This is a genomic window from Methanosarcina barkeri 3, from assembly GCF_000970305.1.
Taxonomy (GTDB): Archaea; Halobacteriota; Methanosarcinia; order Methanosarcinales; family Methanosarcinaceae; genus Methanosarcina; species Methanosarcina barkeri_A.
In genome coordinates this window covers 3,100,747-3,127,603 of record NZ_CP009517.1, presented here as the reverse complement: position 1 = coordinate 3,127,603, position 26,857 = coordinate 3,100,747, and the positions used below count along the sequence as shown (strand labels likewise).

19 protein-coding genes are annotated in these 26,857 nt (G+C 40.3%); 17 read left to right on the top strand and 2 right to left on the bottom strand.

What is annotated here, in order from left to right:
- Positions 1 to 26: 26 nt before the first annotated feature.
- Positions 27 to 803 carry a helix-turn-helix transcriptional regulator gene (locus tag MSBR3_RS12665; RefSeq protein ID WP_048108587.1) on the bottom strand — a complete coding sequence of 259 codons (777 nt, stop codon included), beginning with the start codon at positions 801 to 803 and terminating at the stop codon, positions 27 to 29.
- A gap of 496 nt (positions 804 to 1,299) precedes the next feature.
- Here MSBR3_RS12665 and MSBR3_RS12660 point away from each other — a divergent pair, with 496 nt between their 5' ends.
- The 13 genes from MSBR3_RS12660 to MSBR3_RS12595 all read left to right on the top strand — a co-directional run bounded on the left by MSBR3_RS12660 (position 1,300) and on the right by MSBR3_RS12595 (position 21,603).
- A complete protein-coding gene (locus MSBR3_RS12660; RefSeq protein ID WP_080942298.1) occupies positions 1,300 to 1,974 on the top strand; it encodes a phosphoribosyltransferase in 675 nt (224 codons plus the stop codon).
- Between the two features lie 390 nt (positions 1,975 to 2,364).
- The gene (locus MSBR3_RS12655; protein WP_048108584.1) at positions 2,365 to 2,802 is read left to right on the top strand and encodes a Zn-ribbon domain-containing protein; all 438 of its coding nucleotides are present in this window, start codon (positions 2,365 to 2,367) and stop codon (positions 2,800 to 2,802) included.
- Positions 2,803 to 3,389: 587 nt separating this feature from the next.
- Entirely contained in the window at positions 3,390 to 4,076 is a 687-nt protein-coding gene (locus tag MSBR3_RS12650; protein WP_048108582.1) for an ArsR/SmtB family transcription factor, read from the top strand.
- A complete protein-coding gene (locus tag MSBR3_RS12645; RefSeq protein ID WP_048108579.1) occupies positions 4,073 to 6,340 on the top strand; it encodes a CDC48 family AAA ATPase in 2,268 nt (755 codons plus the stop codon). Before MSBR3_RS12650 ends, MSBR3_RS12645 begins: the two co-directional genes overlap by 4 nt.
- A 152-nt stretch (positions 6,341 to 6,492) precedes the next feature.
- Positions 6,493 to 7,020, top strand: a complete 528-nt coding sequence (gene hsp20 / locus MSBR3_RS12640; RefSeq protein ID WP_048108577.1) for an archaeal heat shock protein Hsp20 — start codon at positions 6,493 to 6,495, stop codon at positions 7,018 to 7,020.
- A gap of 54 nt (positions 7,021 to 7,074) precedes the next feature.
- Positions 7,075 to 7,572: an Hsp20/alpha crystallin family protein gene (locus tag MSBR3_RS12635; protein ID WP_048108575.1), complete on the top strand. Its 498-nt coding sequence runs from the start codon at positions 7,075 to 7,077 to the stop codon at positions 7,570 to 7,572.
- A gap of 1,447 nt (positions 7,573 to 9,019) precedes the next feature.
- Positions 9,020 to 10,126: a DUF1646 family protein gene (locus tag MSBR3_RS12625; RefSeq protein ID WP_048108571.1), complete on the top strand. Its 1,107-nt coding sequence runs from the start codon at positions 9,020 to 9,022 to the stop codon at positions 10,124 to 10,126.
- 1,474 nt (positions 10,127 to 11,600) lie between these two features.
- Positions 11,601 to 12,713 carry a DUF1646 family protein gene (locus MSBR3_RS12620; RefSeq protein ID WP_048108569.1) on the top strand — a complete coding sequence of 371 codons (1,113 nt, stop codon included), beginning with the start codon at positions 11,601 to 11,603 and terminating at the stop codon, positions 12,711 to 12,713.
- Positions 12,714 to 13,634: 921 nt separating this feature from the next.
- Positions 13,635 to 14,747, top strand: a complete 1,113-nt coding sequence (locus tag MSBR3_RS12615) for a DUF1646 family protein (RefSeq protein ID WP_048108567.1) — start codon at positions 13,635 to 13,637, stop codon at positions 14,745 to 14,747.
- Positions 14,748 to 15,318: 571 nt separating this feature from the next.
- On the top strand, positions 15,319 to 16,647 hold the full coding sequence (gene rbcL, locus MSBR3_RS12610; protein ID WP_268989152.1) for a type III ribulose-bisphosphate carboxylase: 1,329 nt from the start codon (positions 15,319 to 15,321) through the stop codon (positions 16,645 to 16,647).
- Between the two features lie 49 nt (positions 16,648 to 16,696).
- The gene (locus MSBR3_RS12605; protein WP_048108562.1) at positions 16,697 to 17,800 is read left to right on the top strand and encodes an L-threonylcarbamoyladenylate synthase; all 1,104 of its coding nucleotides are present in this window, start codon (positions 16,697 to 16,699) and stop codon (positions 17,798 to 17,800) included.
- A 101-nt stretch (positions 17,801 to 17,901) separates the two neighbouring features.
- Positions 17,902 to 18,135, top strand: coding sequence for a hypothetical protein (locus MSBR3_RS12600; RefSeq protein ID WP_048108560.1), 234 nt, complete (start codon positions 17,902 to 17,904; stop codon positions 18,133 to 18,135).
- Positions 18,136 to 18,162: 27 nt separating this feature from the next.
- Positions 18,163 to 21,603, top strand: a complete 3,441-nt coding sequence (locus MSBR3_RS12595; protein ID WP_048108558.1) for a DNA polymerase II large subunit — start codon at positions 18,163 to 18,165, stop codon at positions 21,601 to 21,603.
- A 379-nt stretch (positions 21,604 to 21,982) separates the two neighbouring features.
- Here the strand turns inward: MSBR3_RS12595 and mmp10 are convergent, their stop codons facing one another.
- Complete coding sequence (gene mmp10 / locus MSBR3_RS12590; RefSeq protein WP_048108556.1) at positions 21,983 to 23,218, bottom strand: methyl coenzyme M reductase-arginine methyltransferase Mmp10; 1,236 nt, start codon at positions 23,216 to 23,218, stop codon at positions 21,983 to 21,985.
- 416 nt (positions 23,219 to 23,634) lie between these two features.
- Between mmp10 and mcrB the strand changes: the two genes are divergently transcribed.
- From mcrB to mcrG, 4 genes are read left to right on the top strand one after another with little or no spacing between them, the layout of a single operon-like run.
- Positions 23,635 to 24,939, top strand: coding sequence for a coenzyme-B sulfoethylthiotransferase subunit beta (gene mcrB, locus MSBR3_RS12585; RefSeq protein ID WP_048108554.1), 1,305 nt, complete (start codon positions 23,635 to 23,637; stop codon positions 24,937 to 24,939).
- A gap of 23 nt (positions 24,940 to 24,962) precedes the next feature.
- Entirely contained in the window at positions 24,963 to 25,478 is a 516-nt protein-coding gene (mcrD, locus tag MSBR3_RS12580) for a methyl-coenzyme M reductase operon protein D (RefSeq protein WP_048108552.1), read from the top strand.
- Between the two features lie 6 nt (positions 25,479 to 25,484).
- The gene (mcrC, locus tag MSBR3_RS12575; RefSeq protein ID WP_048108550.1) at positions 25,485 to 26,105 is read left to right on the top strand and encodes a methyl-coenzyme M reductase I operon protein C; all 621 of its coding nucleotides are present in this window, start codon (positions 25,485 to 25,487) and stop codon (positions 26,103 to 26,105) included.
- Between the two features lies 1 nt (position 26,106).
- A complete protein-coding gene (gene mcrG, locus MSBR3_RS12570) occupies positions 26,107 to 26,853 on the top strand; it encodes a coenzyme-B sulfoethylthiotransferase subunit gamma (RefSeq protein WP_048108549.1) in 747 nt (248 codons plus the stop codon).
- Positions 26,854 to 26,857: the final 4 nt, after the last annotated feature.

Sequence of the window (26,857 nt, the reverse complement as noted above, 5' to 3'; positions counted from 1 at the left end):
TAACTGAGTTTATATTTAGTTTATCTTTATATCTGGTGAGCGTGCTCTTTGTAATGTAGAATAAGGTCTTCAGTCCATCTCAGGGCTGTAGGCTCGAAGCCTATAAGGGTTTCCTGGTCAAAAATTCCCTTCGAAGTAAGAAAATCAGCAGCCATGAAATATTCAGTCTTAACCAGCATGGCAATCTTTACCTCGTTATTACAGATAAAAAGCTTCTTTTTTTCTCTGGCCAGATAAAGTTTCAGTTCTTCTTCAAAATCGGTTTTCAGTCTTTCATAAATTTTCTCTGTTACTACAAGGGTTATTCTGATATCATTTTCTTTGTTTGCTAGAAATATTTCGGAAAATACCGGATGAAATATTGATGAAAAACAGATTATCTTTTTTGATTTCCTTATGTTATCCAGGAACACGGAAGAAGGCTCAAAAATACTATCAGGATTAGGTTTTACAAGGAAGCAGGACTTTAGTTCATTGAATCTTTCCAGAAATGCCCTGGGTAGTTCAGAGATATCGCGGTCCTGCCAGTATTCAGCATTCTCCTCAATGGCCTGCAGAGTATCAAGTAAAGGTTCCATTTTCTCGACCAAAATTTTTGCAAGAGGCATTAGCTTGTACTCTTTATCTTCCTGAAAAACCAGATTTTCATCCTTTAATTTTTTGATTTGCGGGAGCATGCCCGTTGGGTTAACGTTCAGACTTTTTACTATGTCCTCTATTGGTTTTCCTCCGTTTTTGAGAAGGAGCAAAAGGTCTTTTCTCTTCTGGGACATAAAAATCAGGTCTATCAAGGCTTTATCCATTGATTTCACTTTCCGGATCTTGCACGTTTGCGAAGATTTGTCTTTGCTTCATTTTTTAGAAAGATCTTTTGAAGGAACTTGAAGTTCTACGAGTGATGTCTAAAGTTATTTAAAATTAACTTCAATCCATACTTTTAGTCACGTCCTTTCAGTCATATTCTTTCAGTATAGCAAGAGTTCATATCTTACCTTTTAAGTATTCATTTTTTAATTCTATTGTCTTCTTTTTAATTTTATTCCATTCTTTTTAATCTTGCCCTGTTCTTTTAGTCTTGTCCCATTCTTTTTAATTTTGTCTTATTCCTTTTAATCTTGTCCTGTTTTTTAATTATTTTTAGAACTATCCTTTGACAAGATAAGAAAACTTAAAGTCTATAATCTTGATTATATAGATCGGAATAGAGCTTGGAAAGTGATACTTCTTATCTGATAGTATTCTGACTGTGTATTGCGATTTCCAGATCATGGAGGACTTTGCATAAAATCATTCAAATGTGTGCTTACGAACTGGGATTACATTTATAGTTTGTGCCGAAACATATCTACGGAAGTCAAATGTTCTGGATATGAACCGGACGTAATTATTGCTCTTGCAAGAGGAGGCTGGTTTGCCGGGCGAGTACTATGCGATTTTCTGGGACTTGATGACCTGTCCAGTTTGAAAATCGAGCACTACATAGGAGACACAGCTATCGATACCGGTGAGCCATACATTCGATATCCTCTTTCGAGTGCTGTAATGGAAGAAAAAAAGGTACTTATTGTAGATGATATTGTCGATACCGGGGAAAGTATGCTTAGTGCCAGGGCCTATGTAGAAAATCATAATCCTACGGAAGTCAGGACTGCTTCACTGCAGTACCTTGGGAGTTCTAAAATTGACCCTGATTATGTGGGAGAACGGCTCGAGGATTGGGCCTGGATTGTCTACCCCTGGAACTTTATGGAAGATATGACAAGTATCCTGACTAAATGCATGAGAAAAGACCCTAAAAAATACTGGAGTCTTGAGGATCTTAAACATAGCCTTTATATAAACCATGGTCTGGATTCTATTGTCTTTGAAATAACCCAGCCTGGAAGGCTTCCAGAAGTTCTGGAGGAGATGGAGAGAGTGCGCAAGGTCAGTTCTGAAATGATCAATGGAAAGAAGCACTGGATATTGTTATAAAAACTTATTAATTTTTTCCTAAGTAGATAATAGCTTACGCTTCTCACTGGAAAACGAAGTAAGCCTAAAACCGGAAAGGATATTTTTATTTTTACTGGGTGGAACTAACTTTCGTTTAAATGAAGGCATTAAGCTGTAAAATACAAATATACATATCTATTCAGTGTATCTATATTTTAAGTACCCACAAGGCTATCACTATAGTCACTCTGTATACATTTAAAATCTTGGTCAAGGATTCAGATTGGTCTGAAATCCAGTATTACCAAACTGGTCTGAAATCCAGTATATCAAACTGGCCTCAGATTTAGAATCCTAAATTGGTCTAAAAAATCGAGTACATAATTACCTTAACAGCAAATTAACCCATTATCTACTACCGGTGAATTCATGCCCCACAGATGTACCAGATGCGGAACCATATTTGAAGACGGAGATTCTGTCATTCTGAGCGGCTGCCCGAACTGCGGTTGGAACAAGTTCCTTTATGTAAAAAACGAATCTGAAGGTTTCGAAAATCAGGAAAGGCTCGCTCTGGAAGAACAAAAGTTAGATCTGGAATCCTCTCTGGATGAAGTTGTAAGAAATATTGATGAGGCTCTTGCTTCTGAGCAGGAAAGTGTAAAGCAGGAACCAGAACCAGAGAAGGAAACATATGACGAAAGAGTAGAGTCCGTAAGAATTCTTGGGCCTGGCTCCTATGAACTTAACCTGGATTCTCTTCTTGAAAGAAAAGAACTCGTTATGGCAATCCGGGAAGAAGGGTCTTATGCCCTGCATCTACCCTCGGTTTTCAGCCAGCAAAAAGAAAACAAAAAGAAAAGTTAAAAAGTAAACGTAATTTAGATTTTCCAAAATTTCAAAAATTTCTTGCCTGGATGTTTTTGAGGAGTAATTTTTCAGATAGAATCATATAGAACAAAGCGGAAAATTTTATATTCCGATTAGTCTGTTTCCGAACTGATAGTTCAGGTTCAACAAAGAGTTTGTCAGGAACTGATGAAAACAATAAGTATTTCATCCTCCATACTCATGAATGACAACAATTATTTTGTTAGCTTGCACTTGTCCAGCCATTTCTTATAACTATTTCTTCTTATACTTCAATCCGATTTTGCTTTTAGTTCGTGCCTCATATCTAGACTTTCTTATTTTTGTTTACTATAAAACGCAAGCAACTGCACAAATAATTACATAAATAGTCGTAGAAACCTTTATATATGTTTAATGATAACTATTGGTTACTATCATATGCATTCTCCTTTCCAGCTAGTCTACCGGGTAAAGTTTCAGGCAGGGTTCCTGTTCGAATTTACTCAAGGCTAGACACTTATAACCGAAAATTATACAATCTCAAAAGTCTGGCACTATTGCCTTAATATTTCACAAATTTATATTATTATCAGAGGAAAATAATGGACCCGACAAAATTACTTGACATTCTGGGGAATGAAAACCGAAGGAAGATTATTCAACTTCTTGCAAATCGTCCCTGCTATGTCAGTGAGATCTCTAGCAGGTTGGGAGTAGGGCCAAAAGCCATAATAAGTCATCTAGGCCTGCTTGAGCAGGCAGGACTTATAGAATGCAGTGTGGACGAACAGAGGCGCAAGTACTTCAATATCGCAAACAACATGCGACTTGAAGTATCAGTATCCCCATATGCCTATACAGTAACACTTCATGATGTTCCTTTTGATAGGGATAATAAAGAAGAGGGTCCTGTGGGAGGGGAGACTCCTCAAGGGGAAGAACAGTCGGCTTTCTTTCTTAAACTGAGCAGCAGACTTAAGGAACTCAAAAAAAGGCAAGAAGAACTCGCACAGATGCAGCAGCAGCTCCAGGCTGAATACACAGAAGCTATGGACCGTTGTCTTGACTCAATTGAAGAAATAGCCAGGAATCCGGTAGAGTGTGAGCTCCTGTTTGAGCTTCTGAAAGATGAAACCACTTTGGCTACCTTATGTTACAACCTGCGCTTGCACCCGAGTATTGTTAACGCTAACCTGATAGACCTTACAAAGAGGGGATTTATTGAGTATGGTATCAAAAATAACCAGTATTACTGGAAAATACGTGAGACCGGAGTTGAGAACGAATGATTGAAGAAACTAACTTGAGAGTCGCTGAAGCTTATCATAAGGATGTGGGCAGGGGAATTGCAAGAATTGACACCCGCTTGATGCAGCAGATGGGGCTTGTAAGCGGGGATATAATTGAGATATCAGGGAGAGCCAAGACTTACGCAATTGTCTGGCCAAATGTGGAGCGTGAACAGGAAAATCGGATTCGGATCGACGGGAACCTTCGCAGTAATGCCAAAGTTGGGATTGATGATAGGGTCACAATCCAGAAAGTCCAGGCAAAACATGCCCAAAGAGTTACCCTTGCTCCTTCTCAACCTGTAAGACTCGTTGGAGGGGCTCACTACATCCTCAGAATTATTGAGGGAAGACCTTTGAACAAAGGTCAGCAGATTAGAGTGGAAACTGTAAATAACCCTTTGACTTTCGTAGTTGCATCTACAAGACCTGCCGGACCTGTTGTTGTTACTAAAGATACTGATATAGTCATTAAGGAAAAATCTGTGGAGGAGATCCGGGTTCCAGAAGGCATTTCATATGAGGATATCGGTGGGCTTAAACGGGAAATTCAACTTGTCAGAGAAATGATTGAGTTGCCGCTGAGACATCCCGAACTCTTTCAGAAGCTTGGAATTGAACCTCCCAAAGGAGTTCTGCTTCATGGGCCTCCAGGCACGGGTAAAACACTGATCGCAAAGGCAGTTGCGAGTGAAACCGATGCAAATTTCATAACTATTAGTGGCCCTGAAATCGTTTCCAAGTATTATGGAGAGAGCGAGCAGAAGCTTCGCGAAATTTTCGAAGAAGCCGAAAAAGACGCACCTTCTATCATCTTCATAGATGAGATTGACTCCATAGCTCCCAAACGCGGTGAAGTTACAGGAGAAATGGAACGCAGGGTAGTTGCTCAGTTGCTCTCCCTCATGGACGGGCTAAAATCCAGAGGTGAGGTAGTTGTAATCGCTGCCACAAACCGCCCTAACTCAATAGATGAAGCTCTCCGCCGTGGTGGAAGATTTGACAGGGAAATAGAAATCGGAATTCCTGATCGTAATGGTAGGAAACAGATTCTTCTCATTCATACTAGAGGTATGCCTATTCAGGAGGATGTAAGTCTTGGTGAAATTGCAGATGTAACTCACGGGTTTGTAGGCGCTGATCTGTCTTCTCTCTGTAAAGAAGCTGCAATGCATGCTCTTAGAAGGATAACTCCTGAAATCGATATCGAAGAAGAAGAAATTCCACAGGAGATTCTTGATAAGCTCGTAGTCACCAAAGATGATTTCAAGGAAGCTCTGAAGAATATCGAGCCTTCGGCGATGAGGGAAGTTTATGTTGAGGTACCTCATGTAGGATGGGAGGATATTGGAGGACTTGAAAATGCAAAACAGGAACTTATTGAGGCTGTAGAGTGGCCACTGAAGTACCCTGAAATCTTTAACACTATCAGTGTAAAACCTCCTAGAGGAATACTACTGTTCGGGCCTCCAGGTACGGGTAAAACCCTGCTTGCAAAAGCTGTTGCAAGTGAAAGCGAAGCCAATTTCATCAGCATTAAAGGTCCGGAGCTGCTTAGCAAGTATGTGGGAGAGTCCGAGCGTGCGGTTAGGGAAACTTTCAGGAAAGCCAAACAAGCTGCACCGACGGTGGTCTTCTTTGACGAGATCGATTCAATTGCTCCCCAAAGAAGTTCTGTTTCAGATACGCATGTGTCCGAAAGAGTTGTCAGTCAGATCCTTACCGAACTTGATGGAGTAGAGGAGCTCAAGGACGTAATTATTGTTGCGGCCACGAATCGGCCTGATATGGTAGATCCTGCGCTTCTTAGGCCTGGCCGTTTTGATAGGCTTATCTATGTCAAGCTGCCTGATAGAACAAGCAGGGAAAGGATCTTTGAGATCCATACACAGGGAAAACCCATTGCAGAAGATGTAAATCTCTCCGAACTCGCTGATTTGACTGAAGGGTATGTGGGTGCGGATATCGAGGGCATTTGCAGGGAAGCTGCAATGCTGGCATTGAGGGAAATCGTTACTCCAGGAATTGGCAGAAAAGACATCGAGAAACGGGCAGGAGAAATCAGGATTTCAAAGAAGCACTTTGAACATGCAATCCGCCGCGTAAAGCCTACAACATCCAGGGAAAACCTTACGACTTATGAACGGAGTGCTGAACTCTTTGCTAAATACGCAACTGAATTTGAAGAAGAAGCTCCCGAGGCTGAAGAACCGGAAAAAGAAATCGAACACGAAAATGTTCCGGGTTTCTTCCAGGCTCAGTAAGCCCACTTCCTTATAAGCCGGTGACTCCCGGCTTTTTATTATCAAAAATTCAGGAACTACTGAACAGAAACAATGACTGATTTATACTAGCTGATTTGATATATTCACCAATAACGAGTTATTAATGGATAAATTAATATCGGGGTAATTATATGGACAGAGACAGTAAAAAAAGGAAACATTTTTTCGATGAAATCTTCGGAATTGACCCTGTTAAGGACGTGGACGAAATGTTCGAACGCTTCAGCAGGGCAATGGATATGAGTATGGAAAATTTCGGGCAGGAACCTTTCATTTATGGTTTTTCCTTGACCCAGAGACCAGGAGAAGAACCTGAAATCCGTGAATTCGGGAATATTCCTATGTTTGAGCATACTGAGACCGAAGAAAAGTGTTGTCTTGATAAAAGAAAACCCCTTATTGATATACTGGAAACCGAAGAGAAGGTTCATGTGATTGCCGAGATTCCGGGTATCGAGAAAGAAAACATCAGACTAAACGCAACTGATTTAATACTTGACATCGAAACAATAGATGGGAATCCAAAATATTCCGAACGTGTAGAACTGCCCGTAAAGGTTGACCCCCAGAGCGCTAAAGCTACATACAAAAACGGTGTGCTGGAAGTTACCTTTAAGAGGCTGGAATCCAGTTCCCGAACCTCAATAAACATTGAGTGACTTTCTGGGAATTGCACTTCAAGTGTAACAGCACGAGGAAAAATAGAGGTAATAATGGTGGGCACAAGAAAAAGAAAGGATTTCTTTGAAGATTTTGGGTCTGAACTTTTTGACAACCTGGAAGAAATGATCGAAGCCCTCCTGGAAGATATGGGAGAGTCTGTCCCCTTCGTTTATGGATTTTCTATCATTCATCGCCCGGGGGAAGATCCTGAACTCCGGGAGTTTGGAAACGTTTCGGAACATTCTGAAGATGAAGAGAATCTCTTCCCCTCCGAAATGAGAGATCCTTTAATTGATATTTTTGAAAGTGAAGAACTAGTACATGTACTTGCAGAAATACCGGAAATAGAAAAAGAAGATCTCCTTCTGCACGCTACTGCTCAAAATCTTGAAATCAGGATCCTTGGAACTTCCGAGTACTCACAGGACATAGAGCTTCCGGTTCGTGTGGACCCTAAGAGTGCAAAAGCCAGTTATAAAAACGGAGTCCTTGAGGTTACTTTCAAGCGTTGTGATGAAGAAAGGCCCGTTGAAATTGAAATTAGCTGATGCAAAAGGCCTTGAAGAGCTGGGCAAGTCAAAGATCTAAGTGAAGAGTAAGTACAAAAACATACTGAGAAGTGATTTGAAAATTCTAGCTAGAAGTGATTAGTCTTAAAATCTGATAATCGCACGTCGATAGTAGTTAAAAACAGATCGTGAAAAACATATAGCGTTAAAAATAGAAAGCGTGCAGAACTCTCTATAGACAAAAAGTGTTTCTGTTGTCTAAAGTGAGAAATTAAACTTTTCAATGCATGTCATTTGTATATTTTATTAGTGCGCTTTCTACGTGTTCTTTAATTACTTTTAACTTTTTTACCTTTCTTTTACTTCACTTTATTTTTGTGTCTTATTTATGAGTTTATTTATGTCTTATTTTATAGTTTGTTTATGTCTTATTTTATGAGTTTATTTATGTCTTATTTTATAGTTTGTTTATGTCTTATTTTATGAGTTGCCCTTATCTCGATTTTTGTCATATTAATATAATGTATTTTTGTAACATCTTTTCATACTCCATATCAACATACTATTTCTTGATCCAGGTATTGAGACTCTCAACAATATCCGATTTATACTATTTTGGCATATTATGAATTAATAATTATATATTCTTCAAAAATAAAACATTCTCTAAATAGTATAAAAACGATTCGATTGACTGTAAAATATAAAACTAAATAATTTATGTCTTAATGTTATAAATTTTATACTTTTGGACTTTCGTATAGCTAGCTGTACTTTTAATGTGAACAAAAGCAAAAAATATATACGCATTATTGTTTAACAGAGAATCTGTAGTCCCAAATCAATTAAAAAAACATGTGTGGTCGAGGACAAAAGCTCAAGGCATTATCTGGCTAGAGGAATTTGACTCCTCTACTTTCAAGACCGGAATCAGTCTTGTGCATAAGGTACTTGATAACATGCATAGTTCGAAAACTTAGAGGGCTTCTCGATAGAAAAAATCAATATTATACGAGTAAGAAAGATAAAAGTGACAGAGATAAATTTGCAGTCCTTTATGAGATAATAACGTTATCTAATAAGCTAAGATTAAAAATCCTATTCAAGAGCCAAAAAATCTTAGATAAGGCTTCCATTGAGAAGCAAATTGATAATCTTTCTCATAAGTATGGATATTGAATTAATCTATGAAAAATATAATAAGACCTTTATAATATGAAAGAAATCGGGGCTTTTCAATGTTTAACATTAGTTAATTAATCAGTTAATTTCCAAACATTTTGTAATCTACAGTGCTCACAATTAATGATTTTACTTATCAATAAACAGTATACTTGTTACATCCACGTATCGATCAACTATTTTATCCCCTAAAAACAGAGCTTTAGGCTGTTTTAGGGTCAAATGTATACAGCGTAGTCTACAGGCTTACTTTTCTGTGAACACTATAGACCACTATAGACTAAATAGTAAAGGAGGTAAATTAATGGGTCTAGAACCAGGAATTTTAGCTGGATTTCTTGTAATATTCCTTGCCGTATTGCTCGGCCCTTTTAAAGTCAAGATTATTGAGGAGAATCTGGAAGTATTTTTGTTCTTATGCGGAGTTGCAACAATGACAATTTCAGGTTTTGTCGACCTCCCGAATACAGAAACAGGCTGGAGGCCAGAGATAATCAAAGAAGCGTTGACTTCCCCGCTGAACTCTTTACATATTGCCGGAATTCCGATCGGTATATTCCAGGTAGTTCTTATTGTTGGTTTAATTATCTATAAATGGCATGAACCTATTCAAAAGGCAATAGGGAAAATTGCCTCAGCGCTCTCTGTTAAGATTCTGGCTTTCATTCTCATTGTTATTCTTGGTCTGTTTTCCAGTGTGATGTCGGCTATCCTTGCGTCAATCATTCTCGTTGAGGTGGTTAATGCAATGCCTCTCTCACGAAAATCCAAAATAGATCTTACAATTATCGCATGTTTTTCAATCGGCCTTGGTGCAGCGCTTACTCCTCTGGGAGAACCTCTCTCCACAATTGCGATCTCTAAATTATCCGGTGCACCTTACCATGCAGGATTCAACTTCTTAATGCACATGCTTGGCATATATATCGTTCCAGGTATCTTTGTTTATGGGCTTTTTGGGATGTTCGTCCTTGGAAAAGCTGGTGTGAACGATCCCGGAATGAAAGCCGAAGAATATAATGAAACTGTAAAAGACGTTGTAATGAGGGCTGTTAAAGTCTACTTGTTTATTATGGCTCTTACATTACTGGGAGATGGTTTCAAGCCTATTATTTTCGAATATTTTGCACAAATACCCCCATCAATACTGTACTGGGTTAACATGGTTTCTGCTATCCTTGATAATGCTACTTTAGCAGCAGCTCAAATAGGACCCACACTTAGTGAAGCCCAGATAAAAGGTATCCTTATGGGTCTTTTGATTGCAGGTGGAATGTTGATCCCTGGAAATATTCCGAACATCATCTCTGCAGGCAAACTGGGTATAACAAGCAAAGAATGGGCAAGGCTCGGAGTGCCTGTCGGGCTCGTTTCTATGGCTATCTATTTCGTCATCATCTTTGTGCTTTAAGTCTAAAATAAAAACTTGGCCATAGTTAGTAGATTCAGTTTCAAGATTCAGTGAGTAAAGTACAGATTATTCAATTAATAAAGTACATAATTAATAAAGTACATATTAGATCACTGGATCTTGAAACTGAATCAAGCCCTTCAAAACATCATAATAACTGATTAACCTTACAATGTTCTCTTTATACCTTACAATTTTCTCTTCAAATTCAATGGGACAAATTTCAAGGATTTTCTGGAAATTTGAGAATTTAGTGTCCCCCTTATATTTGGCTAGAATTAAACTAGAGAAATATACTAAAAGATCTTGTTTAATTCAGGACCTATTCAATTTCTTAAATTTGCCGGAATTCCAATTTTTTAACCTGGAAATTTTTATTTGATTTGAAGAAAATCCATTTGTTAGTTAGATGTTCCATTATCGTTTTTCAAATGTAATTTTTCCATGATCGTTGCAAGTATCAATATCTGATTTATAATTTTTTCGTTTTAGATATTAATTTCAGATATAGTTTCAGATATAGTTTCAGATATAGTTTCAGATATAGTTTCAGATATAGTTTCAGATATAGTTTCAGATATAGTTTCAGTGTTTAACATGAGTTCTTTATATCTTTTCTCGGAATATCATTCAGGCTTTAACCACTTATTCAAGAATTTCGATATACCTCTAACATCAAGAAGTTACTTATATACCAGTTATAAGCAACCAGCCATGAACTGGGGTTTGTCGAAATTCTCTTTCCTTTAAATCAGCAGAGTTTTTTCCTTTTTCTATAAGAAGCCTGTAATTATAATCTAACTAAATGCTTCCTAAACGCAATAAAAACAGAAAACAAGCTTGCTTCTTGCCAGAAATCTGGAATAAATCTTCTAAGGGTGTGAAATTGAGATCTGTTGCAAAGCATGAAAAATGATCTAATTCTTTAATTTTGAGAATTTGTTAAAAAATATACATTGTCTCTTATTTTCTCCCATTGTCTCATATATATGTACAAAAGTGTTATGTATTTTCTCAAATTGGCAGTAATTTTAATATTTATCTTATTTTTTAGATATAATATAGGACAAATAGGCAAATAAATTCTACATTTGTGCTAATTTTGCAAATTATCGGTTCTGAATCAATTTTAACTAAAATTTTTGTACTTAATGTCTACTTTTATATATAAAACAATTTAACAGGTCTACTTAATAGATGAAAGGTTCGAAGCTATATGATTTCTCCGATATTTGGACCGAAAGTAATTTCTGTATATAATAAAAATGCATTATGGGCAAAGTCCATTCTTAAAAGTAAATAAACCTTATTTGTAAAAAATATAAAAATTAATTTGAATATTAAAGACTAATATATTACCAAAGAATAAATAGAGCAAGTCTTTATAAGACTAAAACATTCTAGGCTCTAACACTGTTTCACAGTAGGTAATTCAGACTTTGCGGTCTAAAAATATTAAAGGAGGAAAAAAGTAATGGCTCTTGAACCAGGAATTTTAGCTGGATTTCTTGTAATATTCTTAGCCGTGTTACTCGGCCCTTTTAAAATACACGTTATAGAGGAAAATCTGGAACCATTTCTGCTTGTGTGCGGAATAGCAGCAATGACTCTTTCAGGTTTAGTCGAAATACCGGGTAACGAGACCGGCTGGCGAATGGAGATAATAGAAGAAGCATTTACTGCACCGCTGCATGTTGGGGATATATTCGGTATTCCAATAGGTATATTCCAGATAGTGCTTGTCGTCGGCTTGATCATCTATAAATGGCATGCTCCGATTCACAAAGCAATTAGAAAATTAACTGATATGCTTTCTGTAAAAGTCTTGGGTTTTCTTCTCATTGTTATTCTTGGGTTTACTTCAAGCGTGATGTCAGCTATTCTTGCATCAATTATTCTTGTTGAGGTAGTTAATGCGATGCCTCTCTCACGAAAGTCTAAGATAGACCTTACAATTATTGCTTGTTTCTCAATTGGCCTTGGCGCTGCACTTACCCCTCTTGGAGAACCGCTTTCAACAATTGCCATCTCAAAATTATCTGGTGCACCTTACCATGCTGAATTTATGTTTTTATTTAACATGCTGGGCAAATACATTATTCCAGGTATCCTTGTCTATGGTATTATTGGAATGTTTTTCCTTGGAAAAGTTGATACGAAAGACCAGGGAATGACCGCAGCCGAATATAATGAGACTGTAAAAGATGTTGTTATGAGAGCTGTAAAAGTTTATGTGTTTATCATGGCTCTTACATTTCTCGGGGACGGTTTCAAACCTCTTATACTTGAATACTTCATACAAATCCCGTCAGGTATTCTTTACTGGGTGAATATGGTCTCAGCCATTCTCGATAACGCTACTCTTGCAGCTGCTGAGATAGGACCTGCTCTTAGCGAAGTCCAGATAAAAAGTATTCTTATGGGGCTTTTGATTTCAGGTGGAATGTTAATCCCTGGAAATATCCCGAACATCATCTCCGCAGGAAAACTTGGTATTAACAGTAAAGAATGGGCGAGGCTTGGATTACCTCTTGGGCTTGTTTCTATGGCTATCTACTTCGCCGTTATATTTGTGTTTGGGTTCTAAACTTAAAATTTGCCCACCATTATAAACAGAATTAAGTTTCAAGATCCAGTAATTTTCATGTTTTGAATTTATCACTGGATCTTGAAATCGAATCTCGATAAAACCTTCAAAACGACAAGAACTTTAACAAACACTCCTATTTTTGTATTTTATCCGAGTTTGATGAAAAAAGCAAATTCCAAAGGTTTTATTGTAGTTCTAGACTGTTAACAACTCATAAATATATTAAGACCATCTATATAATTACAATATTTAAAATTGTCTACCTAGTTACATAAGTGTGGATAGTACTGATAAATATTACATTTTTTCCTCGAAATTTTCTTCTCTGTTTTGAATGAAACATGTTTATTTTTTAATTAGAGCATTTATTTTCCAGTAAGTCTTTTTAAAGTTATAATGATACGTACAAGGTCAAATTTAATCTTCAAATTATTATTTTTCTATATGTATCGATGTTAGGTATTCTTCTATATTTACCACATATATTTCGAAATTCTCTTATTGAAACGACAACTGGAATAAACTCTCTAAAGTCTGACTATTATCTCCTTTTTATCTTCTATACTTACTCAGTTAAAGGAAATTAGCCTTAACAGTTTGCTTATTTGACAGCTTGCTTATAATCCACATTTACGGTCTGCAATTTTGGGAACGAGGTAAAGAAACACTTCCTGCAAGCTTGAATATCAATTTTCATTCAAACTCACTTGTAAAGTAACTTTGATTTTTTTTCAGCTTCAAAGACTTTAAATCGAGCATATACGGAACAATTATATTATTGAACAGTATAACTACAGGTTAATCTATAATAAAGCAGGTCATCTTAATGACCAGATAGTCGAGGCTTTGTAATTTTTTCCTGTATATAAGTCTCCCCAGGCAATCAATAATCTAAAAATTACCAGAGGAGGAAAAATAATGGCTCTTGATCTAGGAGTTCTAATTGGATTTCTTGTGATATTCCTGGCTGTGTTGCTAGGACCTTTTAAAATACATGTTGTTGAAGAGAACTTGGAAGTATTCCTTTTTATATGCGGAGTGCTTGCAATGTCTCTTTCAGGTTTTGCTAAAATTCCGGGCGTAGAAACGGGCTGGAATTTGGAGATAATCGAAGAAGCAGTAACTGCACCGCTGCATGTTGGAGATATATTCGGAATTCCAATAGGCATATTCCAGATAGTGCTTGTCGTTGGCTTGATCATCTATAAATGGCATGCTCCGATTCACAAAGCAATCAGAAAGTTGACTGACATGCTTTCAGTCAGGGTTCTGGCCTTCATTCTCATTGTTGTCCTTGGGTTTACTTCAAGCGTGATGTCAGCTATTCTTGCAGCAATTATTCTCGTTGAGGTGGTCAATGCGATGCCTCTCTCACGAAAATCCAAGATAGATCTGACAATTATTGCATGTTTTTCAATTGGCCTTGGTGCTGCGCTTACTCCCCTTGGTGAACCGCTCTCAACAATTGCCATTTCGAAACTCTCCGGTGAGCCTTACCATGCCGATTTCATGTTCTTATTTAACATGCTAGGGAAATATATAATTCCAGGTATCCTTGCTTATGGTATTGTTGGAATGTTTTTCCTCGGGAAAACCGGCACAGAAGAACACGAAATGGAAGCGGCAGATTATAATGAGACTGTAAAAGATGTCATAACGAGGGCTGTAAAGGTTTATGTGTTTATTGCAGCACTCGTATTGCTCGGGGAAGGATTCAAGCCTATCATCTTCGAGTACTTTATTCAGGTCCCATCTATGGTTCTTTACTGGATTAATATGGTTTCTGCCGTCCTTGATAATGCCACTCTTGCAGCTGCTGAGATAGGACCTGTCCTCAGCGAATTCCAGATAAAAAGTGTACTAATGGGACTTTTAATATCAGGTGGAATGCTGATCCCAGGAAATATCCCGAATATCATCTCTGCAAGCAAATTGGGTATAACCAGTAAGGAATGGGCAAAGCTTGGACTACCTCTCGGACTTACCTCAATGACCGCATATTTCATTGTACTGTTTGTACTCGATATTTAATGTCAAAATATGAATATGTACTTGATATTTAGTATCAAAATATGAATATGTACTTGATATTTAGTATCAAAATATGAATATGTACTTGATGTTTAATATCAAAATGTACGTATTTAACCCGACACTTTAATCTGGTACAGCAGTTCAACTTAGAGCCTATCCGAAAAGTCAGTAATGCATATCGAAAAGTTGCAATAGCTCTAATATCCGGGCATCCGTTCCGGTTTTGCAATATTGCATATTGTAAAAATTATAGCAGGTAACTACTTTTCGGGTAGGCTCTTAGTTATAGTCTCAAAAGGATGAAAACTAAATTTTAAGAACGTACTAAGAGGTTTACTTACTCCAAACCTGAAAAAACCTGAAATATGGCTTAAATCCCCAAAAACGGAAAATAAAATCACCAAATATTAGCACTAATATTTAGAACAATTAAGTTCTATTGTTTTTCTGTTTCTTTTTACGCTATTACTTATACTTTTTTTCAATTTATCAAACAAACAAGTTTTTATTTATGTTCCGTTACTTCCTTCAACCAGAACTATAATTCTATTTAGTATATTCATAACGTATTTTATTCTGGAGATTAACTTATTCAGCAAGGAGGAAAACAATGCGAAGGGATTATATAGACACGGGCTACAGCCCAAAGGATACCGATCTTATATGTGAGTTCCACATCGAACCGTCAGCAGGAGTGAATTTTGAGGAAGCTGCAACTCATATGGCAGGTGAAAGCTCTATAGACTCCTGGACTGAAATTTCAACGCTAAGTCCCGAACTTGCAGCCAGGTTAAAGCCCCATGTCTTTTACGTGAATGAAGATGCGCAGACTGTAAGGGTAGCTTATTCGGAAGAGCTCTTTGAACTCGGGTCGGTCCCGCAGGTACTCAGTGCGGTCGCGGGAAATATCCTGAGTATGAAAGTAGTTGACAATCTTAGGCTGCAGGATATTGCTTTCCCTGGTTCGATGCTTCATGAATTTAAAGGACCTAAGTTCGGATTGCCAGGAATAAGGGAACTTACAGGAGTTCAGGACAGGCCTCTCATAGGAACTATTGTCAAGCCGAAAGTTGGATTAACCTCCGAAAAACACGCTGAGGTTGCTTACAAATCCTTTGCAGGAGGTTGCGACCTTGTGAAAGACGATGAGAACCTTACGGATCAGAAGTTTAATGGCTTTGAAAAAAGAGCTGAACTTACACTGAAGCTTGCAGAAAAGGCAGAATCTGAGACAGGAGAGCGTAAAATGTATCTCTGCAACATTACTGCCCCTACCTGTAAGGAAATGATCCGCCGCATGAATATCCTTAAAGACCTGGGTGCCAGCTATGCGATGATTGACATCGTACCTGCAGGCTGGACTGCGCTTCAGACCCTGAGGGAAGAAGCAGACGATGCGGGACTTGCTCTCCATGCTCACCGATGCATGCATTCAGCCTATACTCGGAATCCACGCCACGGTATAAGCATGCTTGTGGTTGCCAAGCTCTGCAGGTTGATCGGGCTTGACCAGCTTCACATAGGTACGGTTGTAGGAAAAATGCACGGAGAAAAACACGAGGTTCTATCTCTTCGTGACGAATGTGTGCTAGACAATGTGCCTGCGGATGAAAACCAGCATATTCTTGCCCAGAACTGGGGAAGATTGAAACCCATGTTCCCTGTTGCATCTGGAGGGCTTGCTCCTACTATGATTCCTGACCTGTACACCATCTTCGGGAAGGATGTTATTATGCAGTTTGGTGGCGGAATTCACGCCCATCCAATGGGCACGGCAGCCGGGGCCACTGCTTGCAGGCAGGCACTTGAAGCAACTCTTGAAGGAGTTAGCCTGCAAGAATATGCGAAAAGCCACAGAGAACTTGAGGTTGCCATCGATAAATGGCTGAAAAAATAAACAGAAGAAATAGCTACAGGAAGTTATAATCGAAAAGGAGTTTACCCCTGTGCAGGCAGAAAACGGAAATAAAGTAAAGACTCTGGTTTTTAGGGTCTCCGAAGAAAATTTTGATTCCGTCCTTGAAAGAGTGTCAGCGATTATCAAGCATGGCGGAACTGTAGCTTTTCCCACGGAAACGGTTTACGGCCTTGGAGCTGACGGTCTGAACCCTGAAGCAGTCCTGAAGATTTTCGAGGCAAAAAAACGCCCTCCTGGAAATCCCCTTAGCCTGCTTGTTCACTCACGGGAAGATGTTGAGAGGGTGTCAAGAAACATTCCTCAAAATGCTTTCAGGCTAATGGATACTTTCTGGCCTGGCCCCCTTACGATTGTTCTGGAGAAAAATGATATTGTCCCAGATATTACTTCAGGAGGATTAAAATCGATAGGAGTCCGCATGCCTGACCACAGAGTACCCCTGGAATTAATTAAAAAAGCAGGTACTCCTCTTGCTGCTCCCAGCGCTAATCTGTCAGGAAAGCCAAGTCCAAGCCTTGCATCCCATGTCATCTCAGATCTTACAGGCAGGATTGATGCAATTCTTGACGGAGGAGAGGCTTCCATAGGGCTTGAGTCAACTGTAATTGATATGACTGCTAAGCCACCTATTGTTCTCAGGCCTGGAGCAGTAAGTCTCGAAGATCTTGAAAGCGTTATAGGAAAGGTCAGGTCCGGATACAAAAATAGTGAAGCTGGGAATGAACCTGATCTGTCGGAAAAAAAGGCAGGTCAGAAATACGGTCATTATATCCCTGACACAAAGGTCGTGCTTGTTGAAGGAGAAGGTAAATTAGTTTCCGAAAAGCTTGTCAAACTGCTTGAAAGCTATAGAAGCGAAGGGCAGAAAGTTGGGCTTCTTCTCAGTGACGAAACCAGTAAGGAGACTGCAACTTTCCTTGCTTTACAAAACCTGGACCTGTATGAGTGCCTTTTGCTAGGGCCCAGGGAAGAACCAGAAGTGGCTGCCAGAAAACTTTTTGAAGGGCTTAGAAAGCTTGACAGGAAAGGACTGGATGTAATCGTAGCTGATGGGTCCTTTAGCCGTTTTGGGCTTGGGGAAGCTCTTATTAACCGACTGAGGGAAGCGTCTTCCATAAAGATTGTTGCTTAAGCTCAACTGTAATATAGTGTTGTAAGTTCGATTGTAAACAGTTTTAAGCTCAGTTGTGACAGAAAGTTGAAGATTTAAATAGTGGCTGAGAGGGAAGAATTTTGAACGCTGAGAAAAAGGAAAATCTGGTAAAAATGCAGGCTCATAAAAAAGTCGTAGATCAGAACAAAAGAATAAACAAGATTAACCTTGTAGTGCTGGCTGCAGGCTTGCTTTTAACAGTTTTGGGCATGGAGAAGGCAGGGAGTTATCTGATCTGGGTAGGCATCTTTGTCCTTTTTATAACCTCAATTTCAAGCATTCTTGCATCCGGATCTCGTCGCAGGCAGAGATAATATCAATCTTTTTAAAGGGGCTTTTAAATGGGTGAGACAATTGCAAGTAAAGAAATGCATGAATACTTCGACGAACTTGAAGCAAGGCTCAAAGAAGCCATAACGATTGCAAATACAGCTCGAGCTCGTGGAGGTGACCCAAAGCCCGTTGTAGAAATTCCTCTTGCCAAAGATCTTGCTGATAGGGTTGAGAACCTTATAGGAGTAGAGGGAGTTGCTGCAAAAATCCGGGAACTTGAGAACAAAATGTCAAGGGAAGAGGCTGCTCTTGAAATTGGGCGTCAGGTTGCAGAAGGAGAAGTAGGAAGTTTCGCAACAAAAAAGGATGCAGTTGAAGCTGCTATCCGGGTTTCCATGGCTACGCTTACGGAAGGAGTGGTTGCAGCCCCTATTGAAGGGATTGATAAAGTCGAACTGGGGAAGAATGACGACGGTTCGCAGTATATTCGGATTTTTTATTCCGGGCCTATCAGGAGTGCAGGAGGAACAGCCCAGGCTCTTTCCGTACTCGTAGGTGATTATGTAAGGCGCGGAATAGGTATTGACCGCTATAAACCAAGGCCTGAGGAAGTAGAGCGTTATGTGGAGGAGATCCTGCTTTACAAAAAAGTTGCAAGCCTTCAATACATGCCTTCTGAAGATGAAATTCGCCTGATTGTCAAGAATTGTCCTGTTTGTATTGACGGAGACCCAACCGAGGAAGCTGAGGTTGAAGGGCATAGGGATCTGGAAAGAATTGGGACTAACCGTGTCAGAGGGGGAATGTGCCTTGTACTTGCCGAAGGGCTTGCCCTTAAGGCACCAAAGGTCAAGAAGCATGTTAACAAGCTGAACATGGATGGATGGGATTGGCTGGCAACCCTTATAGGAGGCGCAAAAGCTGGAGGAGATGAGGAAAATGAGCAAAAAAATAAGATCAAACCAAAGGATAAGTATATAAGAGACCTGATTGCAGGCAGGCCGGTTTTTTCCCATCCTTCAAGGCCAGGAGGTTTCAGGCTTCGCTATGGCCGTTCCAGAAATACCTCTTTTGCGGCTGCCGGGATTAACCCATCTACTATGGTTCTACTTGACGACTTTATTACTAACGGAACCCAACTCAAGGTTGAAAGGCCTGGAAAAGCTGCAGCTATGTCTGCTGTAGATTCGATAGAAGGGCCAACTGTGCGCCTTTGTTCCGGAGACCTTGTCCGTGTAGACAATATAAAGGAAGCTTATGAGCTTCGCTCTCAGGTAGAGATAATCGTAGATATCGGAGAGATCCTGATTAATTACGGGGACTTTCTGGAAAACAATCACCCTCTTATGCCTTCACCTTATGTTTTTGAATGGTGGATTTACGATTATGAAGCAGCTTGCTCTGAGAAAATACCTGAAGAGGACTTAAAAAATCCGTCGTCCTTTCTGGCTCTCAGGCTTGCGGAAGAATACGAGGTCCCTCTACATCCGAAATTTACATACCTCTGGCATGATATAGACCGAAATGAATTTGAAGCTTTAAGAAAATTCGTGGCTGAGAAAGGAAATTTCTCGGTTGAAGACGGGATTCTCCGATTACCTCTGAAAGCCTGTATGGAAAGTGGTGTCAAATTCATACTTGAAAAACTCCTTTTACTTCACAGGGTAAAAGCTGACACAATACTGATTGAAGAAGCTCTTCCTTTTATTCTCTGCCTTGGGCTTGATCACCAACTTAAAGAGAAGGCCAAAATGCCTGATACTGATAATATGGTGGAGTCTGTGGCTCTTTTAAGTGGGTTTAAAGTTCTTCCAAGGGCTCCTTCGAGAATTGGGGCAAGAATGGGAAGACCAGAGAAATCCAACTTGAGAAAAATGTCTCCTGCAGCTCAGGTTCTTTTTCCTATCGGTAACGCTGGGGGAATTACGCGAAATCTTGTGTCCGCTTCAAGCTATTCGGCTTCCATGAATGGGAAAATAGGCGAAATTGAAGTGGAGATGGGAATCAGGGAGTGTCCTGCCTGTGGGAAAGAGACTTATTTCTGGCGCTGTGACTGTGGAGAGTATACCCGTCCAAAACTCTTCTGTCACCGCTGTAAAATTGAGGTTCGAAACTCCGAAACTTGTCCTAAATGCGGTAGAAAGCCAACTTCCGTTGCAAATGTCAAATTGGATTTTCACACTATTTATAAGCAGGCTTTTGAGAACGTAGGGGAAAGAGAGAAAATGGACCTCATTAAAGGTGTAAAACGGCTCATGAACGGGCAGATGACCCCCGAACCCCTGGAAAAGGGAATCTTGAGGGCAAAACATGATGTCTATATTTTTAAAGATGGAACGGTCCGTTATGATATGTCAGATATTCCCCTTACACATATCAGGGCGGATGAAATCGGAATAACAGCAGCTAAACTCCGGGAACTCGGTTATGTGGAAGATGTTTACGGAAACCCCATTGAAAGAGATGATCAGATCGCCTGTCTGAAGGTCCAGGATCTTGTGATTTCTTATGACGGAGGTAACTATATGCTTCGTACTGCAAAATACGTGGATGACTTGCTTGTAAAATATTACGGAGTTGAACCTTATTACAATGCCGAAACAATTCAGGATCTTGTAGGCGTATTGCTCATAGGGCTTGCTCCGCACACCTCAGCAGGCGTACTGGGGAGATTAATAGGGTTTACGAGAGCTTCGGTAGGTTATGCTCATCCTTTCTTTCATGCTTCAAAACGAAGGAACTGTGATGGAGATGAAGATTGCATAATGCTTCTCATGGATGGAATTCTCAATTTCTCAAGGGCTTATCTCCCGGATAAAAGGGGTGGGAAAATGGACGCTCCTTTAGTACTTACTACGAGAATTGATCCGAAAGAGGTTGATAAGGAGGCACATAATATAGATGTGCCTGCCAGATACCCTCTGGAATTCTATAAGGCTACTCAAGAAATAAAAAATCCCACAGAACTCGAAGGTATTATGGATCTCGTTAGCAGTCGACTTGGAACCCCGGAGCAGTACGAGCATTTTATGTTCACACATGATACTTCGGATATTGCTGCAGGCCCTCTTAATTCTTCATATAAGACTCTTGGGAGCATGATCGAAAAAATGGAGGCTCAACTTTCCCTTGCTAATAAAATAAGGGCAGTAGACGCTCCTGATGTGGCTGAACGGGTGCTCAAATCTCATTTCCTTCCTGATCTTCTCGGGAATCTCCGTTCTTTTTCCAGACAGCGGATGCGCTGTATAAAATGCGGGGAGAAGTTCAGGCGCCCTCCACTAATTGGAGCCTGCCCTAAGTGCGGAGGTAATGTAGTACTGACCGTACACGAAGGAGCTGTCCGTAAGTATCTTGAGATTTCAAAAGAAATTGGAGAACGGTATGGAGTTTCTAGCTATACCAGACAGAGAATTGAACTTTTGGACAACGATATATGTTCTCTATTCGAGAACCACAGGGTTAAACAGCTGGGACTTTCAGATTTCATGTCTGGATCTGCGCGCTGAGAATAAATAACACTAGACATTAACATTTTGAATAAATTAATTTACTTGTCTGAAAGGAGGCAGGGCAGTTTGAGAACCCTAAAATATAGAAGTATTTATTAATTGGTTCTCTAATTACTCTAAATAGTCTTATTCTTCTTCTGGAGATAGGCTCTTTTCAGGTTTTGACAGTTCCCTACAGGGAAAATTTTTCTGTCTTAGTGTTGACAATTTTTCTATATATTTTTTCATGTAATTATATAATTACATGACTATTTATATACTATCTGTTTGATTATCTGTATCTTGTACAGAAACAGTTCTTTTATGTTGTTGGTGCTTTTTTTCTCAGATTAAGGCCTGGGTTTGATATGACTTAACTTGTTTGATATGACTTAGTTTATTTCACAGGCAGCCCAAGGGAGTTAATCTGCTCTATGAGTTCGGTAAAGTTTTTAATTTCCAGTTCCAAAACCTCTTCTTTGTTCATGCCTATTGACATTTCACCATCTACAGAAAGAAGCTCTGGACCCCTGCGAACAAGCCTGTCAATCCCGTCTCTTTTAAAGGCCTCTTTAACTTCCATGTCATGAACAAAAGCCCTTCCCGGGATAAAAACAGTCTCGCTTACTTCAGACAGATCCATGTTTTTGAGATCCTCAATAGTAATGAGACATCCAATGTCTTTTTTTGGAGAAACGACATTTACGGACCCTCCAAGAGCTTCAAAGATTTCCCTCAACCTTGGAACTGCTATCTGGCCTGTAATTATAGTGGCTCTTTTTGTTGTCTTCGGAAGTTTTTCAAGAGCTTCGGGAACATTTCGGATAGCAAAAGGAGAGCCAATTAAGGGATCTTCAAGCGGGGTTCCTGTTATCCTTATTGAGGGGTGCTTTGCTGCAGAGTTGCGTACCAGCTCAGTGAACTCCTCAATGTTATGTGGAATTATGCCAGGAATAATAGGAGCATTATTCAGGATAAGTCCGTTTTCCGAAAAGTTTGCAAATCTCATCAGAATGGCTCCTTTTGCACCCATAGTTTCAAGATCACTGAGAGTCTTATCAAGGATCTTCCCGTCATTTACTCCAGGGATGAGCACAATTGCTCCATATACGTCACAATGAGCACAGAAGTCCCGAAGAACCTGTATAGAAGCTTCGGGTTCCGGGTCTTTCATATATTCTGCTCTTAGAGCCGGATCAGTTGCAAAGACTGTAAAACTCACCTCTGTGACTCCATGGTCTATATAAAAAAGAGCATCATCAGGCTTGCTGAAACCTTTTCCGCTTGTATAGCCTAGATGGATTGGGGTCTCAAACTGAGATAAGAAAGCTACGAGGCTCTTCAGGTCAGGATAACAGCTTAAATCGCCTCCTCCGCTAATAGTGAACTTTTTAATCTTTCCACTAGCGAAATAGAGTTTTCTTGAAGTTTCCTCCAGTACTATCTGAAGAGGCTTGAAACCCGAGTATGATTCCTTTACACTGCGTGTGCAGTAGTCACAACCTTTTTTGAACGGAAGACAATGTTTGCAGCCCAGAGGCTGAACATCTTTGACTTTTTTAAAGTAACAGTACTTGCAAAAGCCTCTACAGTCTATTCCTGGATTTCCGCCTACATCGACAACTACTTCCATATTAAACTTTCGTATTACCAAGATATTAATAAACCTTTTTGGTATGATTTTCAGGGGCAAAAAAACATAATAATAAATTTCATATATATTCTTCATTTTCATGCTAAATATTTTTTATAAGCTAAGTGGTATATTTTTGACAGGCTTTAAGTATCCTGAAATTTCATTTTCCCATTGCTATCGTTTTCTTATATATTTTTACAAAAATAGATTACAAATTAATAAAATATATTTTAAAAAAATACATGAATTCATTTATCGGAAAACACAAAAGATTTAAGTACCTTCTAAACGAATGAGATTTCATTGGGAAAGTGGACACTTAAAAAAAGCGGTACTTGATTTATTGAGTGCAAAAGCACTCCAGTAGGTGACCAGTCCCAAAGTGATTTCAATAAATTAAGGAGGAAATTAAAGTGTCTGACACAGTAGACATCTACGACGACAGAGGAAAACTGCTCGAGAGCAATGTCGACATTATGACCCTTGCTCCAACAAGAAACGCAGCAATTAAAAAGATTATCATGGACACCAAGAGGTCAGTTGCAGTCAGCCTCGCAGGTATTCAGGGTGCACTTGCCAGCGGCAAGATGGGCGGAAAGGGCCGTCAGATCTTAGGCCGCGGACTTAACTATGACATCGTAGGCAATGCTGATGCAATTGCAGAAAACGTTAAGAAACTTGTCCAGGTCGATGAAGATGACGATACTAATGTCATCAAAGTCAAAGGCGGAAAGAGCCTGCTGGTCCAGTCCCCACATTCCAGGATGATTGCAGGTGCCGATTTCATGTCCGCAACAACAGTTGGTGCAGCAGCAGTCACCCAGACTATTATGGACATGTTCGGAACTGACCCATATGACGCTCCCATCGTAAAAGCCGCTGTTTGGGGAAGCTACCCACAGACAATGGATCTCATGGGCGGTCAGGTTCAGGGCATTCTCAGTATCCCCCAAAACAATGAAGGTCTTGGCTTCTCCCTCAGGAACATTATGGCCAACCACGTTGCAGCAATTTCTAACAGGAATGCAATGAACGCATCAGCTCTCTCTTCTATTTACGAGCAGGCTGGTATCTTCGAAATGGGCGGAGCAGTCGGTATGTTCGAGAGGCATCAGCTCCTCGGTCTTGCATACCAGGGTCTCAACGCTAACAACCTCTTATATGACATTGTGAAAGAAAACGGTAAGGACGGCACAATTGGAACTGTTATCGAATCCGTTGTCCGCAGGGCAGTTGAAGCAGGTATTATCTCCGTTGACAAGACCGCTCCTTCTGGATACAATTTCTATAAAGCAAACGACGTCCCCATGTGGAATGCCTGTGCAGCAGTCGGTACCCTTGCAGCCACCCTCGTGAACTGTGGTGCAGGCCGTGCAGCTCAGAACGTTTCCTCAACTCTTCTCTACTTCAATGATATCCTTGAGAAGGAAACCGGTCTTCCAGGCTGTGACTACGGTAAAGTAGAAGGTACAGCAGTAGGATTCTCATTCTTCAGCCACTCCATTTATGGTGGCGGTGGGCCTGGTGTCTTCAACGGTAACCACGTTGTTACCAGACACTCCAGAGGATTCGCAATCCCCTGTGTATGCGCAGCAGTAGCTCTTGACGCAGGTACCCAGATGTTCACAATCGAATCAACATCCGGCCTGATAGGTGACGTCTTTGGTGCAATTAAGGAATTCCGCGAACCGATAAAGGCAGTTGCAGGAGCGCTCTAAATAATAACTCAAAAGGTCTAACGATGTCAGACTCTGCTTCAAATACGGAAGACTCTATTCAAATCGAAATTTTTCCCAGTAGAATCCTGTCCCCTGAAACGGCTCAGAAGCTCATGACTGAAATTTATAAGGTGGACGGGGTAATCCGCGTCATGGTGCAGGGCAACAGGCTACCTGATAGGGTGTCTGCTGGCCCAGGTACAGGGGAAAAAGTAGAACATCCACTGAGAAAGCCTATTCAAATTGGAGATCAAGTTATAGAATTGAAGATTTGTGTAGGCAGGATCCGGGTTGAACTTTCAAATGCCGAAGCTAAAGAACAGATCAGGGAAGTTTGCGAAAAATTGCTCCCGTTCCCCTTTGAATTCAGGGAAGGACATTTTCTCAGGAAAAAGCCTACTGTAACTGACTATGCTAAACTTGGTCCTGAAGCAGACCCTCGGTTGCTTGGTATGGTAGATCCTAGAACCAAGACAGACCAGCTCATCTTTATCGAGATACAGAAGGAGCAAGAAGAGAAAAAGGATAAAGATGAGTGAAAAAGTATGATGATTGATCGAGAGACACAGGTAGTTGATTGCCGATGCGGTGCAGGACTTGGTAAAGGAGGAGGGCTTGCCCAACGAGGTACTCTCTCGGAAGCCGGCCGTGCTGAGGTAGTAGCTATTGCCATGAGTCCCGGTCAGAGACATATCACAAAGCCGGTATGTGAGATCACATACGGCATGAGAAAAGAGAACATTCAGGTCAGTGTGCTGGTACTCTACTCAGGTTCCGGAATCCCTGAATCAGGTATGAGAACCGGATCTTTTGTATTGAGTCCGGTAGAAGTCGCACAGATTGAAATGCATAAGTTGGCCGTGATTCACCTCGGAAATATCAAGGATCATGTGGTTAGAAAGACCAGGGAAATCCTAAGCCAGGCTAATATTCCGGCGATTGTAGTCAGCCAGATCCCGGTAGATTTTGAGGATTTTGCAGAGGCAGGGATAAAGACGAGATTAGTGATGCCAAGGGATGAAAATATTCTTACAAAGGGAATTGTGATGGATATGGTAAGTGGAGTTACACGTGGTGATTCCTGTCCCAGGGATAAACTAAATCTTATCATTAAATACGTCAAGACTACATTAGACCAGTTAGAAGATCATAAAGGAGTTGCATGAGATGGCTTACGAAAGACAATTTTATCCAGGCGCAACATCAGTTGCCGCTAACAGAAGAAAACACATGTCTGGAAAACTTGAGAAACTCAGGGAAATTTCAGACGAAGACTTAACCGCAGTTCTCGGACACCGCGCTCCAGGGAGCGACTATCCAAGCACCCACCCACCACTTGCAGAAATGGGAGAACCTGCATGCTCGACTCGTGAAAACGTTGCACCTACACCCGGCGCAGCAGCAGGAGACAGAGTAAGATACATTCAGTTTGCTGACTCAATGTACAATGCACCTGCAACCCCATACTTCAGATCCTACTTTGCAGCAATCAACTTCAGAGGTGTAGACCCAGGTACCCTTTCCGGTCGTCAAATCGTTGAAGCCCGTGAAAGAGATATGGAACAGTGCGCAAAGGTTCAGATGGAAACCGAAATCACTGACCATGCACTCGCAGGTGTGCGTGGTGCAACTGTGCACGGTCACTCTGTCCGTCTCCAGGAAGACGGTGTAATGTTCGATATGCTCGACAGGAGAAGACTTGAGAACGGTACCATCATAATGGACAAAGACCAGGTTGCAATTCCACTCGACAGGAAAGTAGATCTCGGTAAGCCAATGTCCAGTGAGGAAGCCGCAAAGAGAACCACCATTTACCGTGTGGACAATGTAGCCTTCAGGGACGATGCAGAAGTTGTTGAATGGGTACACAGGATATTCGATCAGAGGACAAAGTTCGGCTTCCAGCCGAAATGAGGTG